At 36.1% G+C, this 18,090-nt stretch carries 15 protein-coding genes; 11 read left to right on the top strand and 4 right to left on the bottom strand.

Features of this window, described 5'->3' with window-relative positions:
• Window positions 1–117, bottom strand: a 117-nt coding sequence (locus tag AC1W31_RS15135) for a Mur ligase domain-containing protein (protein ID WP_481735343.1), incomplete at its 3' end; no start/stop codon positions are given.
• A 263-nt stretch (window positions 118–380) separates the two neighbouring features.
• Between AC1W31_RS15135 and AC1W31_RS15140 the strand changes: the two genes are divergently transcribed.
• Both AC1W31_RS15140 and AC1W31_RS15145 read left to right on the top strand, forming a co-directional pair.
• On the top strand, window positions 381–1,865 hold the full coding sequence (locus AC1W31_RS15140; protein WP_481735316.1) for a type III PLP-dependent enzyme domain-containing protein: 1,485 nt from the start codon (window positions 381–383) through the stop codon (window positions 1,863–1,865).
• Window positions 1,866–2,052: 187 nt separating this feature from the next.
• A complete protein-coding gene (locus tag AC1W31_RS15145; protein ID WP_481735317.1) occupies window positions 2,053–2,181 on the top strand; it encodes a hypothetical protein in 129 nt (42 codons plus the stop codon).
• Between the two features lie 114 nt (window positions 2,182–2,295).
• Here AC1W31_RS15145 and AC1W31_RS15150 read toward each other — a convergent pair whose 3' ends face one another.
• Together AC1W31_RS15150 and ettA are read right to left on the bottom strand one after the other, a co-directional pair.
• A complete protein-coding gene (locus AC1W31_RS15150; RefSeq protein WP_481735318.1) occupies window positions 2,296–2,805 on the bottom strand; it encodes an FKBP-type peptidyl-prolyl cis-trans isomerase in 510 nt (169 codons plus the stop codon).
• Between the two features lie 12 nt (window positions 2,806–2,817).
• Window positions 2,818–4,488 carry an energy-dependent translational throttle protein EttA gene (gene ettA / locus AC1W31_RS15155; RefSeq protein ID WP_481735319.1) on the bottom strand — a complete coding sequence of 557 codons (1,671 nt, stop codon included), beginning with the start codon at window positions 4,486–4,488 and terminating at the stop codon, window positions 2,818–2,820.
• A 176-nt stretch (window positions 4,489–4,664) separates the two neighbouring features.
• Between ettA and AC1W31_RS15160 the strand changes: the two genes are divergently transcribed.
• Both AC1W31_RS15160 and AC1W31_RS15165 read left to right on the top strand, forming a co-directional pair.
• Complete coding sequence (locus tag AC1W31_RS15160; protein WP_481735320.1) at window positions 4,665–7,586, top strand: VPS10 domain-containing protein; 2,922 nt, start codon at window positions 4,665–4,667, stop codon at window positions 7,584–7,586.
• 366 nt (window positions 7,587–7,952) lie between these two features.
• Window positions 7,953–9,233, top strand: coding sequence for a DUF349 domain-containing protein (locus AC1W31_RS15165; RefSeq protein ID WP_481735321.1), 1,281 nt, complete (start codon window positions 7,953–7,955; stop codon window positions 9,231–9,233).
• Between the two features lie 63 nt (window positions 9,234–9,296).
• Here AC1W31_RS15165 and AC1W31_RS15170 read toward each other — a convergent pair whose 3' ends face one another.
• Window positions 9,297–9,641: a response regulator gene (locus AC1W31_RS15170; RefSeq protein ID WP_481735322.1), complete on the bottom strand. Its 345-nt coding sequence runs from the start codon at window positions 9,639–9,641 to the stop codon at window positions 9,297–9,299.
• A 291-nt stretch (window positions 9,642–9,932) separates the two neighbouring features.
• On the opposite strand from AC1W31_RS15170, the gene AC1W31_RS15175 reads away from it, so the two are divergent.
• From AC1W31_RS15175 to AC1W31_RS15205, 7 genes are all read left to right on the top strand, one after another.
• The gene (locus tag AC1W31_RS15175) at window positions 9,933–10,235 is read left to right on the top strand and encodes a YtxH domain-containing protein (RefSeq protein WP_481735323.1); all 303 of its coding nucleotides are present in this window, start codon (window positions 9,933–9,935) and stop codon (window positions 10,233–10,235) included.
• A gap of 137 nt (window positions 10,236–10,372) precedes the next feature.
• Entirely contained in the window at window positions 10,373–10,729 is a 357-nt protein-coding gene (locus AC1W31_RS15180) for a hypothetical protein (protein ID WP_481735324.1), read from the top strand.
• Window positions 10,719–11,228: a hypothetical protein gene (locus AC1W31_RS15185; protein ID WP_481735325.1), complete on the top strand. Its 510-nt coding sequence runs from the start codon at window positions 10,719–10,721 to the stop codon at window positions 11,226–11,228. Before AC1W31_RS15180 ends, AC1W31_RS15185 begins: the two co-directional genes overlap by 11 nt.
• 277 nt (window positions 11,229–11,505) lie before the next feature.
• Window positions 11,506–12,972 carry an RNA polymerase factor sigma-54 gene (rpoN, locus tag AC1W31_RS15190; RefSeq protein WP_481735326.1) on the top strand — a complete coding sequence of 489 codons (1,467 nt, stop codon included), beginning with the start codon at window positions 11,506–11,508 and terminating at the stop codon, window positions 12,970–12,972.
• Between the two features lie 52 nt (window positions 12,973–13,024).
• Window positions 13,025–14,497, top strand: coding sequence for a sigma-54-dependent transcriptional regulator (locus tag AC1W31_RS15195; protein ID WP_481735327.1), 1,473 nt, complete (start codon window positions 13,025–13,027; stop codon window positions 14,495–14,497).
• A gap of 43 nt (window positions 14,498–14,540) precedes the next feature.
• A complete protein-coding gene (locus AC1W31_RS15200; RefSeq protein ID WP_481735328.1) occupies window positions 14,541–16,568 on the top strand; it encodes a PAS domain-containing sensor histidine kinase in 2,028 nt (675 codons plus the stop codon).
• Window positions 16,569–16,604: 36 nt separating this feature from the next.
• Complete coding sequence (locus AC1W31_RS15205) at window positions 16,605–18,044, top strand: two-component system sensor histidine kinase NtrB (RefSeq protein ID WP_481735329.1); 1,440 nt, start codon at window positions 16,605–16,607, stop codon at window positions 18,042–18,044.
• Window positions 18,045–18,090 lie beyond the last annotated feature (46 nt).

Genomic DNA, 18,090 nt, shown 5'->3' on the forward strand with positions numbered 1-18,090 from the left:
TGACGGCTCATAAATTTCATCGTCAGAACCCGTGATTTGAAAGCCTCGGTTATGTAAATCAATCGCCAAATTGTGCATCGCTGCTCCGCCAATTGCTATGAAGTGAATTTTTTGCATAAAGAAAATTTAGCTGTGAGCTACAAACTATGAATTTTGAGCAATAGCCATGAGTTTTTATTCTCTCAAAGCTCATTACTTAAAGCTCACAGCTATAATTAAACTATTTTTACGGAAAGAACGTTAAATAAGGGTTAAATCCAATTTATTTACTTGCAAAGGTCATACTTTTATTGCACTTTTGCACACTTTTTGAGGGATTGGTTTAATGCCAATTGACAATATTTTCAACTAAAAAAACAATTTATGCTTTTTAGCTTAGGATGAAGAACTACATTGACCTGATTGACCAAACGATTGAATTCCCAACGTTGGAATTTAACATCGACCACGATAATGAACTTTTGTTCAATAATGTTCCTTTGATGGACATTATCCAACAGTATGGCACGCCCCTCAAAATAACCTATCTTCCGAAGATTGGTGAGCATATTGAAAACTCCAAGAGGCTTTTTAAGAATGCCATTAAAAAGTACAATTATAAGGGAAATTATACTTATTGTTATTGTACAAAATCTTCTCACTTCAAATTTATTGTTGAGGAAGTTTTGAGCCACAACGTTCACTTAGAAACGTCGTCGGCTTTTGATATTTCTATTATCAGAGAATTACATTCGGAAAGTAAGATTTCTAAATCAACTTTTATTCTCTGTAATGGCTATAAATTGCCACTTTATACGCAGTATATCAGCGAGTTAATCAACGAAGGTTTCAACTGTATTCCGATTTTGGATAACCTCAAAGAGATTGACTTTTACGATAAATCAGTTACTGCAGAAACGGTAAATTTAGGAATTCGTATCGCTACCGATGAAGAACCAGACTTCTCTTTTTATACTTCTCGTTTAGGACTCAGATATTCTGATGTCATGGAATTGTACAAGAATAAGATTGAAGGAAGTAGTAAGTATAAATTAAAAATGTTACATTTTTTTATCAATACTGGCATTAAAGATAGTGCTTATTATTGGTCTGAACTGAGCCGTTTTATTTATAAATATTGCGAGATGAAAAAGGTATGTCCAGAACTTGATTCGATTGATTTGGGGGGAGGATTGCCGATTCAAACATCTTTGCAATTCAACTATGATTATCAGTCGATGATTGATGAGATTGTGGAATCTATTTCGTGGATTTGTAATAAAAGTAATGTTCCCGTTCCTAATTTATTTACGGAATTTGGCTCATATACGGTTGGCGAAAGTGGGGCAGTTTTATACGAAATTATTGACCAGAAGTTGCAGAATGACAAGGAGTTATGGTATATGATTGATGGTTCTTTCATCACACAATTGCCAGATTCTTGGGGAATGAACCAGAAGTATATTATGCTTCCCGTAAATAATTGGAATTTCCCGTATCAGAAAGTAAATTTAGGTGGTTTGACCTGTGATTCAATGGATTTTTATAATACCGAAGCGCACAGTTCAGATTTATATTTGCCAATTTACGAAGAACAACAAGAACGGCAATTTGTGGGATTCTTTCACACAGGAGCGTATCAAGAGTCTTTAGGAGGCTACGGTGGTATTCAACATTGCTTGATTCCCGCTCCTAAACACGTAATTGTGGATAGATTAGAAGATGGTACCATCACAACCCGACTTTTTGCCGATGAACAAGGCAAAGAAGGCATGATGACCATTTTGGGCTACGGCGACAAAGTTCAAAAGCAAGAAGAAAAGATTTTAGTGATAAGTCAAGAAGATATGGAATTGGCAGAACAGATGTCATTAGTGGAACAATAACTAAATTGGGGATTTTTGATGTAAGATTTTAGATTTATTTTTCTCCCCAAATCTTAAATCAAAAATCAGAAATCCCTAATCCATTCTAACCAACTGAAAATTAATTACTTGCGAAACAATATTTGGCAAGATTTTTCGTAATTTTGTTGTGTAAGAATCCGTACGCAATCCATACTCATACTTTATCATGAAAAAATCAACCATCATTTTAGGATTATTAGCTGTTATCTCTTTGGCCTCATGCGCAAGAAAAAATAATTGTCCTGCCTACGGAAGTACGAGCATTGAAAAACCTGCGTACAAAGGTAGAAACTAAGAAATTAGATATAAAAAAGGCGTTAAAATTGAGTTGAACTCATTTTAACGCCTTTTTTGGTTTGTATTAATATCGTTATCCGAACATCAATAATCGGAGAATGACCATCGAATTTTACTTCGTCTTCAAAAGTTCAACTTCAAAAATCAAAGTTGCTCCTCCTGGAATATCACGTCCCGCACCACGTTCGCCATACGCTAAATGATGAGGAATGAAAAACTTGTATTTGCTACCAACAGGCATTAATTGTAAACCTTCTGTCCAACCCGTAATTACTTGGTTTAAGCCAAAACTGATTGGCTCATTTCTTAATACACTACTATCAAAAACAACACCGTCGATGGTAGTTCCGTGATAATGCGTAAGTACATTTGCTCTTGGGCCACTTGGTTTTTCCCCCGTTCCTTCTACTAAAACTTCGTATTGTAAACCACTTGCCGTTTCCGTAACTTCTGGTCTTTTGGCATTTTCGGCTAAAAAAGCCATTCCTCTTTCGATTTCGTTTTTCATTATTTCTTGTAAATGTTGTTGTTGTCTTTCAAAAATATTCATGTTTTTTTTCGATTTTCGTGATTCGATTTTCGATGCTCGTTTTCCTAACATCAAATATCGAAAATCGTACATCGAAAATTAAAATTAATCCCCCAATTTCTTATAACGAATACGCTTTGGTGTGGCATCATTACCCAAACGTTTTTTGCGATTTTCTTCGTAATCAGAGAAGTTTCCTTCAAACCAATAAACCTGAGAATCCCCTTCAAAAGCTAAAATATGCGTGGCAATTCTATCCAAAAACCATCTATCATGGGAAATAACAACGGCACAGCCACCAAAGTTCTCTAAGGCTTCTTCTAAGGCACGCAATGTGTTCACATCCAAATCATTGGTTGGCTCATCTAATAATAAAAGATTTGCCCCTTCTTTCAACATCATTGCCAAATGCACTCGATTTCTTTCTCCACCCGAAAGGTTCCCAATTTTCTTTTCTTGATCGGCTCCGTTAAAGTTGAATTTACTTACATACGCACGAGCATTCACTTGTCGCCCGCCCAAAAGTGTCATTTCCGTTCCACCCGAAACCAATTCAAATACCGATTTATCCGCCGCTAATTGATTATGTTCTTGGTCAACGTAAGCCATTTGTACGGTTTCTCCCACTTCAAACGTTCCTGCATCGGGTTGAACTTGTCCCGTGATGAGTTTGAAAAGTGTTGATTTACCCGCACCATTGGGTCCCACAATTCCCACAATTCCCGCAGGAGGTAGTGAAAATGTAAGGTTATCAAACAATAATTTATCGCCGTAAGCTTTCGTAACGCCTTGAACCTCAATTACTTTATTTCCTAATCTTGGACCCGCCGGAATAAATAATTCCAATTTATCTTCCTTCTGACGATTCTCTTCCGACATTAATTTATCGTAAGCATCTAAACGAGCTTTCGATTTTGCCTGACGAGCTTTTGGCGACATTCTCACCCATTCCAATTCACGTTGTAAAGACTTTTGGCGACGTGATTCAGTTTTTTCTTCCTTCGCTAAACGATTTTGTTTTTGCTCCAACCACGAAGAATAATTTCCTTTCCACGGAATACCTTCGCCTCTGTCCAATTCCAAAATCCAACCTGCTACGTTATCCAAAAAGTATCTATCATGGGTTACGGCAATCACCGTTCCTTTGTATTGACGTAAATGTTCTTCTAACCAAAGGACAGACTCAGCATCCAAGTGGTTGGTTGGTTCATCCAATAACAAAACATCTGGTTCTTGCAATAATAAACGACAAAGCGCCACACGACGTTTTTCACCACCCGAAAGGTTAGCTACATTTTGGTCGGACGGAGGACAACGCAAAGCATCCATTGCCCGTTCCAAACGAGTATCCAATTCCCAAGCATTATGATGGTCGAGTTTTTCTTGAACGGTGCCTTGACGGTCTAATAATTTATCAAAATCAGCATCTGGGTCGCCAAAGGCTTCGTTAATTTCGTCAAATTCTTTTAATAAAGCAATTACTTCGAAAACGCCTTCCTCCACGATTTCTCTAACGGTTTTGGTTGGGTCGAGTTCAGGCTCTTGCTCCAACATTCCAATAGAATATCCTTGCGAGAACACAATATCACCCGTATAGCTTTTGTCTTTACCCGCAATAATTCTTAGGAGAGATGACTTTCCTGAGCCATTGAGACCCAAAACGCCAATTTTTGCTCCGTAGAAAAAAGACAGATAAATGTTTTTTAAGATTTGTTTTTGAGGAGGAACGGTTTTAGAAACACGTTCCATCGAAAATATGATGGTTTCTTGACTCATTGTGTACGTTAAAAATTTTGTAGTTCAAAGGTACAGTAAAGGTGGTAAAACTAAAAATTTCAAGTTTCAGCAGATAATTTTTATTAAAGAATATAGCATTCTACAAATTAACAAGGAGCATTTTTATTATCTTTGAATAGGAAGATTTTCAAAATTCATCAACCCAATCATCAACCATGAAAAAACGCTTACTCACCCTACTTTTTAGCGGATTCTGTTTTCTAATCAATGCCCAATTCAATCCCAACCTTTTCAATTCGATGAAATATCGGATGATTGGCCCGCATCGTGGTGGACGAACGGTTGGAGCGGTGGGTGTGCCTCAACAGCCTAACGTTTTTTATATCGGAGTTAATAATGGCGGTGTTTGGAAAACCAATGATTATGGTCGGACGTGGAAACCCATTTTTGATGACCAACCAACGGGTTCAGTGGGCGATATTGCCGTGGCTCCTTCCAATCCCAATGTGATTTATGTGGCGAGTGGCGAGGGAATTCAACGTCCAGATTTGGGGGTTGGAGATGGGGTATATAAATCAACCGATGCAGGCAAAACGTGGATAAACACAGGCTTGAAAGATGGGCAACAAATTGGTAGTATCATCATTGACCCTACCGATGAAAATCGTGTATTTGTGGCAGTTTTGGGGCATCCTTACGGCCCAAATACTGAAAGAGGCGTTTACAGAACCGTTGACGGCGGTAAAAATTGGGAAAGAGTTTTGTATAAAGATGAAGATACGGGAGCCATTCAAGTGGTTTTCGACCCTAAAAATCCTAATATTATTTACGCAGATTTATGGGCGGCTCGTCAAGGTCCTTGGGAAAATGGAGCTTGGCAAGGCCCAGAAAGTGGTTTATTTAAATCAATGGATGGTGGAAATACGTGGAAAAAACTCATTAAAGGATTGCCAAGCATTGAAGAGGGCTTAGGTAGAATCGGCTTTTGTGTAGCGCCAAGCGACCCAAATCGTTTGTATGCCACGGTGGATGCTGGAAAGTCGGGCGGCATTTATCGTTCGGATGATGCGGGCGAAAATTGGTATTTAATCAATCCCGATGGACGTTTATGGGGTCGTGGAAGCGATTTTGCCGAAATAAAAGCCGATCCGAAAAATGCAGATATTGTTTATTCTGCCAATGTGGTTACTTGGAAATCAACCGATGGCGCAAAAACTTGGACGGCTTTCAGAGGTGCGCCTGGGGGTGATGATTACCACAGAATTTGGATAAATCCTGACAATACCGATATTATCCTCATCGCCGCCGACCAAGGGGCAATTATTACAGTCAACGGTGGTGAAACTTTTTCTTCGTGGTATAATCAACCAACCGCACAATTTTATCATGTCAGTACCGACAATGCCTTTCCGTATAATGTTTTGGGGGGACAGCAAGAAAGCGGTTCGGTCAGCATTGCTTCACGAAGTAATGATGGAAATATTGGCTATCGTGAGTGGCATCCTGCTGGCGTGGAGGAGTATGGATATGTGGCTGCTGACCCGCTCGACCCAAATATTATTTACGGAGGAAAAATTACTAAAACCGACAAACGAACTGGTCAAGTTCAAAATATTGCTCCCGAAGCGGTGCGGTCTGGAAAGTATCGTTTCGTGAGAACTGCACCCGTGCTTTTCTCGCCCATTGACCCCAAAACGCTGTTTTTAGCAGGAAATGTATTATTTAAAACCCAAGATGCAGGAAATTCTTGGACAATTATTAGTCCAGATTTGAGCCGTGAAATCTATTCCGATATTCCAGAAAGCGTAGGAATTTATCGTACCGAAGAAATGAAAAAAATGACTCGTCGTGGCGTAATTTATGCCATTGCTCCTTCGCCAAAAGATATTAATACCATTTGGGCAGGAACGGATGATGGACTCATTCATATCACAAAAGATGGGGGTAAAAATTGGAATAACATTACGCCTGCAACGCCTTCGGGAGAGAAAAATCATTATTGGTTATGGTCGAAAATTTCGATGATTGAAGCCAGTCATTTTGACGTAAATACTGCATACATAGCCGTCAACCGTATCCGTAACGATGACATACGACCACACATTATGCGTACACGTGACGGTGGAAAAACTTGGCAAGAAAGGGTAAGTGGCTTACCAAATGACCCGATAAATTCGGTAAAAGAAGATCCAAATCGGAAAGGATTATTGTTTGCTGGTTCAGAAACGGCCGTTTTCGTATCCTTTGATGATGGCGACCATTGGCAATCTTTACGCCTGAATATGCCCGCTACTTCCATCCGTGATTTGGTGATAAAAGATGATGATTTAATCATTGGAACGCACGGTCGTAGTTTTTGGATTTTGGATGATATTACGCCTCTCCGTCAAATTACGGCAGATTTAGCCAAATCAGATGCCATTTTCTATAAGCCACAAAATCCATATCGAGTACGTTGGAATATTTATTCAGATACGCCCGTTCCACAAGAAGAAGCGGCAGGACAGAACCCGCCCGACGGAGCAATCTTTGATTATTTTTTGAAGGAAAAAGCCCAAGGAGAAGTAACTCTCGAAATTTTTGATGCTTCGGGAAAATCAGTCCGTAAATTTTCGAGTAATGATAAACCTTACAAAATTCCAGACGTAAATATTCCGCTTTATTGGATTCGTCCGCAGCAAATCCTTTCTGCCGAAGCGGGTTCACAACGTTTTGTGTGGGATATGCACTATAAACCGCTGGACGAACCAGCTTCGTACCCAATTTCGGCAACGTATATGGATACTGCCCCTGATGCAACTTCGCCTTGGGTTTTGGCAGGAAATTATACTGCAAAAATGACAGTGAACGGTAAAACATACGCCCAAAAATTCACCATAAAACAAGACCCAAGAGTCAAGACAAGTCCCGAGAAGATAAAGCAAATTCATGATATGTCTTTTATCTGTTATGAAGCAAGACAGAAAATTACCAACAAAATTAAAGAGAATCCATCAAAAGAAAACGAACCCAAATTGAACAAGTTGAAAAATTCGTTCAGTGCCATTTTTAACATTTTGGTGGATACAGATATGCCCGTTACTACGCAGACTGTCAAGGCTTTAGAAGAAATTCGGAAAGAATTGGCCACTTTTTAGTCGAAAAATAAAGATGTTTTGAAAATAGTATATTTTTTATCAAAAAATACGCTTTCAAATCTTGTTATTTGTGTTCAAATAGATAAATCATCGAACTAAGTTTTGGCTATTTTATTTTTTTTGGCGTAATTGTTGTATTTTAAAGAATAAGATGTGAAAATTTATTAAAAAATTGACCACTCAATGGATTATGTAAGTAAAAGATTAGATTTTTTATTGAAAATCAGTAACTTGCACAAAATTAATAACAAAAGCAAAACTGTTTAAATAGTTTAAATGAGGCTACTAAAACGTTAATTAACCTAAACCATGAATCACTTAGAGTAATGAGCCTTGCCAGAAACTCTATTCATGTAATAAAACCAAATGGAAAACACAATTAAAAACCCAGCTGAATACGGCTACTGTAAAGACGGTAAAGTCTATCTGAAAAGCTACGCTGAGTACGAAGAACGCCAAATTGGTGTTGTTAGAAACACCGAAGAAGAAGCTCTACAATATTTTGTTAATCGCTTCTCTATTGCTGAAAACAAAGTAAGCACCCTGTTTGAACAAGTTGAAGAAGCCCAAAATAAAGGGTCTTATTTGACTAAACTCCTACAACTCCGCAAAAGCCTCACAGAATTTGATGGTCTTGGAAATTTCATTCCTTTGCTGGAACGTTTGGACGGCTTGGAATTGGAACTTCGTGAATTGATTTTAAATAATCAAATCAAAAACCTTGAAATCAAAAAGGCTTTAATTGATGAAGTTAAAGAGGCTGGTAAAATTGAAGATTGGGCAGTTGCTACCGAAACCATCATGGAAATCAAAGCCAAATGGTTGAAAACGGGTCCTGTTGACAAAAATCTGCAAGATGGTGTAGAAGGTGAATTTGATGAAATCGTTGATGAATTTTTCGTTCGTCGTCGTGAATATTATTCTGAGAAAAACAGAATTATTGATGAGAAATTGGCAACGCTCCAACGCATTGTGGACGATGCTCGTAATTTGCGTTATGAGAAAGACGTTGATGTAGCTTTTGAAGTAATCAAAAACTTACAACGTGAATGGAAAACGATTGCTAACGTTCCGCCCAAAAAACAAAGTTTGCTTTGGAAACAATTTAAGCGTTCTAACGATTTCTTCTTTGAGCGTTATAACCGTGACAAAGGAATCGTGGCAACGGTAAGAATTGACCCACGGGTTCAGCAAATGAAGGAAATGACAACTGAATTGGAAACTTTGCTGAAAGTCCAATCTGAAATTCCAGCTACTTCTGAAAAAGCAAAAGGATATTTGGTGAAATGGAAAGAATTGGCCGCTCAAACAAAAACCCTTGACCGCAGCATAGCCGAGCGTTTTAGAAATGTTTGTGATAAGATTTTTGAAATGAATTATCTTTTGCGTGTCATCAGCTACCGTCATCCAGCATTAGACGAGAAGCCGAGAGTTGAGCAATTGAAAATCATGATTAATCAGATGGATTATATGACCAAAAAAGAGAAAAACGAATTGGATGCTTTCATTACGGATTCTCAATACAGCGGTCAGATGGGTGATAAATTGGTGATGAATAAAATCAATACGCAAAAACGTAAAATTTCGATGAAAGAAACCTTATTAATTGAGTTTAAAAAAGAACTTGAAATATTATTGGGTCAATAATTGATGATTGTAAAGCATAAAAAAACCTCTCAAATTTTGAGAGGTTTTTTTATGCAATTTTTTTTAATTCATTAACGAGTTTTCAATCTTTAATGAATCAAGTGGTTTTTCTATGAAAGTATCTACGCCAACGCTGTTTGCCATTTCCAATAAATTCCCCATCGCACTAATCATGATTATCTTAGAATCAGGTGATAATATCTTTATTTCTTCAACTCTATCTATCCCAAAACCATCAGGTAGATTATTATCTAAAAATAACCAATTTGGTTTCAATTCTAACACCCTTCCCATACCATCTTGAAGGGTATGGGAATAATATGATGATATTCCTTTTCTCTTCAAAAAATGTTTTAAAAGAAGGCACGTATCTTTTTCATCGTCAATAATTAGTGCTATACTTTGCATAGTAATTAGCTGTTTAATCGTTATCATTTCCATAAGAATGAAATTTTAAGGTTATTAAATACTGCCCTAAAACACTCATATTAAAGTGATTTATTATTTATTAACTTATTAAAATTAAAAAACTATTCCAGCTTATTCCAATCAATTCCATTAAAATCATGCCTTCATAAATCCACAAGTTGTGTATAATACACCCCGAAAGTAATAAAAATTGTGTCTAATTATAAGCGGTATGGTTGTTTTACTTTCCAAAATGTAATTAATTAAATTTTCACATAAACATTTACTATTATGTCTAATAAATCAAATGTTATTATTGGAATTGCCGTTGCTGCTGCTGTAGGTGCCGCAATCGGATTTTTATTTGCTCCTGAAAAAGGAACTGATTTAAGAAAAAAAGTAAAACAAAATGCTAATACTTGGGCTGACGAATTATTGGATGCTATTCGTAAAGGTAAAGACAACGCTCAACAAATGGCAGAAGATGCTCAGAACAAAGCAAAGTCTTGGAAAAATAAAGCGAAAGATGAATATGAAGATGCAGCCGATAGGGCAAGCAGAAAAGTTAGTTCAACTTTAGGTGCGACCGTGTAATTTGTTAGAAGTCCATAAATAGTCTGTAGTAAGTAGTAACTCATTTTACTGCTTACTACAAGCTAACACTCACATTCCCGATTATCTTCTAAAACCTTATAAAAATTAGAAAGTATTTCTTTAAAAATAAAAAACGCATGGAAGCTATTGACCAAATAAAAGATAAAGCCGAAGATATTTTTGAAAATGCCTCGGAGTATTTAGAAGCTCGTTGGAATTTGGGAGTACTCAATGCGTCCTCGAAAGCTGCTGGTACAATTTCAGTCCTCACTACCACTTTAATAATGGCGGTGATAGGAATGATTATTTTAATGTTCTTGAGCATCGGCGTGGCATTGCTCATCGGAGAACATCTGAATAGTCAATCTGCTGGTTTTTTTTACGTTGGGTTATTTTATATAATCATTGGAATTTTGGTGTATGCCATTAAAGATAAATACATCAAATTGCCAATTATTAATTCATTCATTAAGAAATTTTATTATGAAGACTAAAATAGAAACAATCGAAGATTTAATGGCAGAAAGAGCTCGTTTAAAAAATCAAATAACGCTTTCTCATTTGAAATTGATCAACCATTTCACTGTTTTAAAAGAAGAACTAAAGCCTGCTCGTCAGGTTGTAGGATACGCCAAAAATCTATTAGTCAATAATGGAAATCGAAAAAGTATTGTGGGCATGGGTTTGCGTTTTGGCGTGGATGCAATTCTTAAAAATACAGTTTTATACCGTGCTTCTTGGCTTACTCGTTTGGTAGTTCCTTACATTGCCAACAATGTATTGTCAAATTATGTGGCAAAACACGATACTGAAATCTTAGAAGATACCGTAAATTGGGTTAAAAGTAAAACTTCTGATGAACCCAAAAAACCTAAAGCACCCAAAGTTTCATTCGCAGAAAGAGCATTGATGTGGGTGAAAGACGCTACTGAAGATAAACCAAAAAATAGTATTGAACTTACCCAACATGATTTAAAACAATTGCCAGCGTAGCAGATTAAATGACTTCATGATAACACAAAAACAAAAAGTTCTACGATATGGGGAAAAAATTTCCCATATCGTAGAACTTTTTGCTATATTCACTAATATTTTAGCATTGAATAATCATAAATATTAAACACTGTAAATATTTTATTTATCATATAAGTATTTATAAATCAAATACTTATGTATCGTATAAAACATTTATTTTATAAAGAATCACTTTATTGCTTTGATAGGCTCGCTAATTGAATACGACTAACTGTACGCTAAAACCATTCCAGTCATGATGAATTTATCACAGAGCCAAAGACAAACTTTTAAAATTACGCCTTTACAAATCCAAATGCTTAATTTCTTACAACTCTCAACGGTAGAATTGGAAGAGAGAATTAAGAATGAATTGGAAGAAAACCCTTTATTGGAAGAAGGCATTGTAACAAAAGATGAAACGCCAGATAACGATTTCGAGGAAGTTTCGGATAATGAAAGCGATGATTATTCGACGATCATAAAACCAGAGAATGATTATTCGGATTGGGATGAATATAGCAATGACGATACACCAGATTATAAAACGAACATCAATAATCACAGTAGTGATGATGATTTATATTCCGTTCCAATTATTCAAGAAAGCGATTGGCGGACAGATTTGAAAGCACAAGTTCATTATTTACCTTTGAACGAACGTCAAATCATGTTGATGGATTATATCATTGATTCTTTGAATGATAATGGTTTTTTGACTACAACAGCGGATGTAATTGCCGATGATGTTTCGTTTACCAACAATGTTTTTGTTGATATTGAAGAAGTAGAACATCTATTAAAAGTGTTGAGAATGATGGATCCGCCTGGCATCGGAGCGTCAGATTTGCAGGAATGTTTGATGATGCAATTACAACGTAAAAAAGAAAATGGCCTTGACGTTAATCTTGCCATTGAAATTGTGGCCTATAATATTGACGAATTAGCCGTTAGAAATTATGAGAAGATTATGCGTATGCGTAATATTACGTCTGACGAGCTTAAAATTGCTATTCAACAAATAACAGCCCTCAACGCAAAACCAATTATGGACGGTAGCACGTCTTCAATTGCGGTAAAAGATAACATCATTCCCGATTATATTATTACGTATGAAACCAATTTATCGGGCGATATGTCGATTGATATTTCGCTGAATAATGGTAGAACACCTTCGTTGAAAATCAATAAAGATTTTGCTGAAACGATAAATGCTACCAAAAATAAAGCCGTAAATCAGTACATTAATACCAAAATGAGTGCCGCTAATTGGTTGATTGAGGCAATTCAACAACGTGAAACGACAATGTTGAAAACCATGAAAGCCATTGTTTTATTCCAAAGAGAATTTTTTACCTCGGGTGATATTCGTAATTTGAAACCGATGATATTGAAAGATATTGCCGACCAAATTGGCATGGATATTTCAACGATTTCCAGAGTAACCAGTGGTAAATACGCCCAAACGCCTTTTGGCACCATTAATCTGAAAGATTTATTCACCGAAGGTATCAAAGTAGATTCGGGCGAGGAGGTTTCTAATCGTGAAATTCAACAGGTAATTGCCAATTTAATCGCCAGCGAAAATAAACTAAATCCATTGAATGATTTTCAATTAATGGATTTGTTGGCTCAAAAAGGATACAATATTGCTCGAAGAACTGTCGCAAAATATAGAGAAAATATGAGCATTCCTTCCGCCCAGATGAGAAGAGTTTTGTAACAGATAACGATAGAACGGCAAGTCTCATCTGCGTTCCATAAACAATAAACCCATGCAAAGAATATTAGTAATTGATGACGACACCGATATATGCTTATTGCTTCGCCGTTTCCTGACTAAAAATAACTATGAAGTTGCCATCGCCCATGATGGCAATGCTGGTTTGGCCCAACTGCAAGAATTTAGACCAGATTTAGTAATGACCGATTTCCGTTTGGGAGATATGGACGGAGGGACAATTCTTTCTAAAATCAAAGAAAAATTTCCATTTATCCCCGTACTTATTATTACGGGATATTCAGACATAAAAATTGCGGTAAATGTAATGAAATTAGGGGCTTACGACTACATTACGAAGCCTCTTTTTCCGGATGAAATTCTTTTAACTATCAAAAAAGCCCTCGAAAGTACCGAAACCCAAAATGGGAGTAAACAAAATGAACTTGAAGGAAATAATGGGAAAGAAAATTATCAGGAAGGAAAGAAAAAGAATGCTAAAGCACCAAGGTATATTTTTGGCAATGGGGAAGAATCGCAGTATTTATTGAAGCAGATAAAGTTAGTTGCTCCAACCAATTATAGTGTTTTGATTTATGGAGAAAGTGGCTCAGGAAAAGAATCAGTGGCTCAAGAAATTCATTTACATTCAAAAAGAGCAAATCAACCATTTGTGGCCATGGACTGTGGCGCAATTTCAAAAGATTTGGCGGGTTCTGAACTCTTCGGACACGAAAAAGGAGCCTTCACAGGAGCCTTAAATCAGAAGATTGGACACTTTGAATTAGCCAATGGTGGTACGATTTTTTTGGATGAAGTTGCTAATCTTCCTTATGAAGTTCAAGTGCTTTTATTGCGGGTTGTGCAGGAAAGAACGATGAAAAGAATCGGCGGAACAAAGGAAATTCCTTTAGATGTGAGGATTTTAGTGGCATCAAACGAAAAATTAATTGAAAGTTCTAAAAGAGGAAAATTTAGAGAAGATTTATATCATCGTTTCAATGAATTTAGCATTGATGTGCCACTACTACGTGACCGTAAAGACGACATTATGACTTTCGCTCATTTTTTTTTAGATCAAACAAATGCGGAATTAGGTAAAAAAGTTAAAGGTTTTTCTCCAGATGTTATCGAAAATTTCATGACTTATGCTTGGTATGGTAATCTGAGAGAAATGAAAAATGTAATTAAAAGAGCTACTTTGTTAACGGATGGCGATTGGATTGAAGCTAAAACACTACCATTTGAAATTTCAAATTATGTGAAATTACTATTCAACGATACGCCCAATACTTTGCCAACAATAGCAATTTCGCAACAATACGTTCCTCCAGTTTCACCTGTAACAACAGCAGCAGAGTCGATAAATGCTGTAAAACCAACGCTAAAATCAGCGGCGGTTGAAGCAGAATATGATATGATATTAAAAATATTGAAGGAAGTCAATTTCAACAAAAGTAAGGCCGCAAGAATGTTAGGAATCGACCGAAAAACGTTATATAACAAGATGAGAATTTTTGAATTATAGTCAAGTATATTCTTGCTATAAAACTGCTTTTTTAACCATTATAATGGATTTATCCGAATATTTACTCAATGTTTTCAGTTCAGAAAAACAATCAGATTTGTTTGATAGTTTTTTGCGTGCCATTCCAGATTTCGTTTATTTGCTTGATTTAGAAGATTCTAACATAACTTATCTGAATGAAAAAACGGGGATTATCGCTTATTATACAGCCGAAGAAGTATTATCACTTGATAAAAGTTTCTTTCCTGTAAAAAACTACGAAAACAGAGAGGATTTTTTCGATAAAGTAAATCAATTGTTTAAGGATACTAAAGAGGGCGATCATCGGTCGTTTACCATTGAATTATTAACAAAAGAGGGTAAAAGGCACATTGTTAGAAATAGAGCTACTTTATTGAAAAAAGATAAAAAAGATAATGCTGCTAAAATTGTGGTTATTGCCGAGGATATAACCAAAGAAACCGAAAATGCAGAACAACAAAAACAAAAGCAACTTCAGTTAAATAATGCCGAAAGTATTTTCAGCTATGGTAGTTGGGAATGGACATTGGGAACTGATTATGTGGTTTGGTCGAATGGTTTATTTGATATTTTTGGATACGATGCAAATTTATATCCAGATTCAAAGATGGCTTATGGTATCTATAATCAGCATATTGTTGAGGAAGACAAAGAACGAGTAAAGCGAATTTCTAACGATGCTATCGTCAACAAAAAACTATTTTATGAATTCGAACACGGAATAATTGATGAAAACAATAATCGAAAATTAATTGCCGTAAAGGGCAGAAGTTTTCTGAATGATAACGGCGAAGTAATCAGAGTATTGGGGACTTCAGAAGATGTTACCAAATTAAATGAACTCAAAAACACCTTAAAATACAAGATTGAAGAATTAAAAAAAGCGCACGATGAGTTAGAAAAAGCCGAAAGTTTATTCAAAGATGCGGAAGCCTTAATGAATTATGGGAGCTTTGATTGGGATGTAAATAATGATACCCTTTTATGGTCGGATGGTTTGAAAAGGCTTTTTTCTGGGGGTAGTATTACAAAACTCCCTGAAAATCTATCCTATGAATTCTATTTATCTCGGTTGCATGAAAATGATGTGAATTGGGTAAAAAAAATAGTTGAACAGGCCATTAAAACAAAAAAACCTTACTCCTTTGAACACAGATTAATAAACTTAGAAGGCATTGAAAGAACAGTTCATACCCAAGGATGGGTTATGACAAATGAAAAAGATGAACCAATTAAATTTGTTGGAAATACTGTTGATGTTACGGAGATGAAAGTTTATGAAAAAGATTTGAAATATAAAATTGAAGAATTAAATCGTTCCAATCAAGATTTAGAACAGTTTGCCTACATTGCTTCACATGATTTGCAGGAGCCATTGCGTAAAATTATGGCATTCGGCGAACGTTTGAATGGTAAATATGGTGAACAATTAGGTTCAGATGGTCAATTTTATTTATCCAGAATGATGGATGCCGCTAATCGTATGAAAATACTGATGGAAAACCTATTGTCCTATTCGAGAGTATCTACAAAAACAGAACCTCCTGAATTAGTTGATTTAGGGTTTATTATTGAAAGTATTTTGAGCGATTTGGAAATGAAAATTCAAGATGTTGATGCTCAAATAACGATGATGCCGATGCCTACGTTGAATGCCCTTCCCACGCAGATGCAACAATTGTTTCAAAATTTGATTAGCAATGCCTTGAAATTTGTCAAACTCAATGAAAAACCTAAAATTTCTATTGAAGCCCACGAAGCAGACCGAAAAGAAATGAGTTTATTGGGTGTTCCTTTTAAGCATAATAAATATTACAAAATCTCAATAAGTGATAACGGGATTGGATTTGATGAAGAATACGCCGAGAAAATATTCCTCATTTTTCAACGCCTACACGGGCGGTCTGAATTTGAAGGAACGGGTTTAGGATTAGCAATATGTAAAAAAATTGTGGATAATCATCACGGTTATATTATTGCTAAAAGCGAACCGAATAAAGGCGCTGTTTTTACGGTCTATTTGCCCGAGGATGAACTAATTACAGTCTAAAATCCAACTCTTTTATATAGCTAATCCTAAAACCAAATGATTAAAGATTATACCATAAAGTTGCTATTAGTAGATGACGATGAAGACGATTTTTATCTAACCAGTGATTATTTGAATGATATAAAAGGGCAAAATTTTGAAATAGATTGGGCTTTTTCATTTGATAATGCGCTGGAAAAAATCAAGCAAAAAACGTACGATTTATGTTTCTTTGATTTTTTATTAGGCGCAAAAACGGGGCTTGATTTATTGAAAATTGGCGCTGCTCATGGACTAAAAGCGCCCGTAATTCTCCTAACTGGCAAAGGTGACCAGCGCATTGATATGGAAGCAATGACCCTCGGTGCGTACGACTATTTGGTAAAAAGTGAATTAGATTCCGAAAAATTAGAACGCTGCATTCGTTATTCGCTCGACCGAGCCAACACACTCGCCACGCTCCGAGAAAGTGAAAGAAAATATCGCAACATTTTTGATAAAACAAAAGAAGCCATCTTTGCTACGCAGTTGGATGGTACTTTTCGCTATTTTACGCCCTCAACGACCGAACTTTTGGGTTATGATGAAAAAGAACTTTATACTCAAAAAATATACACGCTATTTGTAAAGTCGGAAGATAAAGAAAAACTCTTCACAACGCTCGAAGAAAAAGGGGAAATCAGTAATTATGAAGTCTTTTTAAATACAAAATCGGGTGAAAAAAAGCAGTGTTTAATTCATTGCAACCGTCAACTTGATGGAGAAGGGCTCCCTTATTATTTAGGAATTATTCAAGACATTACGACCCGAAAAAAAGAAGAAAGAGATTTTCTTTTATTTGAAAAAATGGCGGCAACGGGACGTTTAGTCAGAACGCTCGCCCATGAAGTTCGTAATCCACTTACTAATATAAATCTATCGCTCGACCAAATGGGGGAAGATTTTAATGATGAAGACTCCAAGTTTTTTTTAGATATTATTCGTAGAAATAGCCAAAGAATCAATGATTTGATTACTGAACTGTTGAATACCTCACGTCCATCGGAAGTGGTATTTAGTCGATTGGATTTGCAGGAAGTTTTAGAAAGTACCATCGAATTGGCCATTGATAGAATTAATCTGAAAGGAATAACTTTAATCAAGAAATTTACCAAAGATATTGTGGTAGATTTGGATAAATCAAAGATTCAAATTGCATTTCTTAATATCATCATCAATGCGGTTGAAGCGATGAAAGAAGGGCAAGGCATTTTAACCATAAAAACATTTTCGACCAGTAAAAATGCTGTATTAACTATCAAAGATAATGGTATTGGGATTAGTCAAGAACACATTGGCAGATTATTTGAGCCTTATTTTACGTCAAAAAACAATGGAATTGGGTTGGGTTTGGCCGCTACGCTCAACATTATTCAATCCCATAAAGCTCGTGTGGAGGTAGAATCAGAGATGGGTAAATGCACTACTTTTATTATCACTTTTCCGTTAGCGATATAATGCTTACATAAGTCTTTACGGAAGTCGTTGTTTTAGACGACGACTT

It is taken from the genome of Arcicella sp. (assembly GCF_964672035.1).

Excerpts from the sequence above, each read along its gene's own strand:
- AC1W31_RS15180 (WP_481735324.1), top strand. The coding sequence starts at position 10,373 with ATGGAAGCTATTGACCAAATAAAAGATAAAGCCGAAGATATTTTTGAA.
- rpoN (WP_481735326.1), top strand. The coding sequence starts at position 11,506 with ATGATGAATTTATCACAGAGCCAAAGACAAACTTTTAAAATTACGCCT.
- AC1W31_RS15175 (WP_481735323.1), top strand. The coding sequence starts at position 9,933 with ATGTCTAATAAATCAAATGTTATTATTGGAATTGCCGTTGCTGCTGCT.
- ettA (WP_481735319.1), bottom strand. The coding sequence starts at position 4,488 with ATGAGTCAAGAAACCATCATATTTTCGATGGAACGTGTTTCTAAAACC.
- AC1W31_RS15160 (WP_481735320.1), top strand. The coding sequence starts at position 4,665 with ATGAAAAAACGCTTACTCACCCTACTTTTTAGCGGATTCTGTTTTCTA.
- AC1W31_RS15170 (WP_481735322.1), bottom strand. The coding sequence starts at position 9,641 with ATGCAAAGTATAGCACTAATTATTGACGATGAAAAAGATACGTGCCTT.
- AC1W31_RS15145 (WP_481735317.1), top strand. The coding sequence starts at position 2,053 with ATGAAAAAATCAACCATCATTTTAGGATTATTAGCTGTTATCTCTTTG.
- AC1W31_RS15185 (WP_481735325.1), top strand. The coding sequence starts at position 10,719 with ATGAAGACTAAAATAGAAACAATCGAAGATTTAATGGCAGAAAGAGCT.
- AC1W31_RS15195 (WP_481735327.1), top strand. The coding sequence starts at position 13,025 with ATGCAAAGAATATTAGTAATTGATGACGACACCGATATATGCTTATTG.
- AC1W31_RS15200 (WP_481735328.1), top strand. The coding sequence starts at position 14,541 with ATGGATTTATCCGAATATTTACTCAATGTTTTCAGTTCAGAAAAACAA.
- AC1W31_RS15165 (WP_481735321.1), top strand. The coding sequence starts at position 7,953 with ATGGAAAACACAATTAAAAACCCAGCTGAATACGGCTACTGTAAAGAC.
- AC1W31_RS15140 (WP_481735316.1), top strand. The coding sequence starts at position 381 with ATGAAGAACTACATTGACCTGATTGACCAAACGATTGAATTCCCAACG.
- AC1W31_RS15150 (WP_481735318.1), bottom strand. The coding sequence starts at position 2,805 with ATGTACGATTTTCGATATTTGATGTTAGGAAAACGAGCATCGAAAATC.
- AC1W31_RS15205 (WP_481735329.1), top strand. The coding sequence starts at position 16,605 with ATGATTAAAGATTATACCATAAAGTTGCTATTAGTAGATGACGATGAA.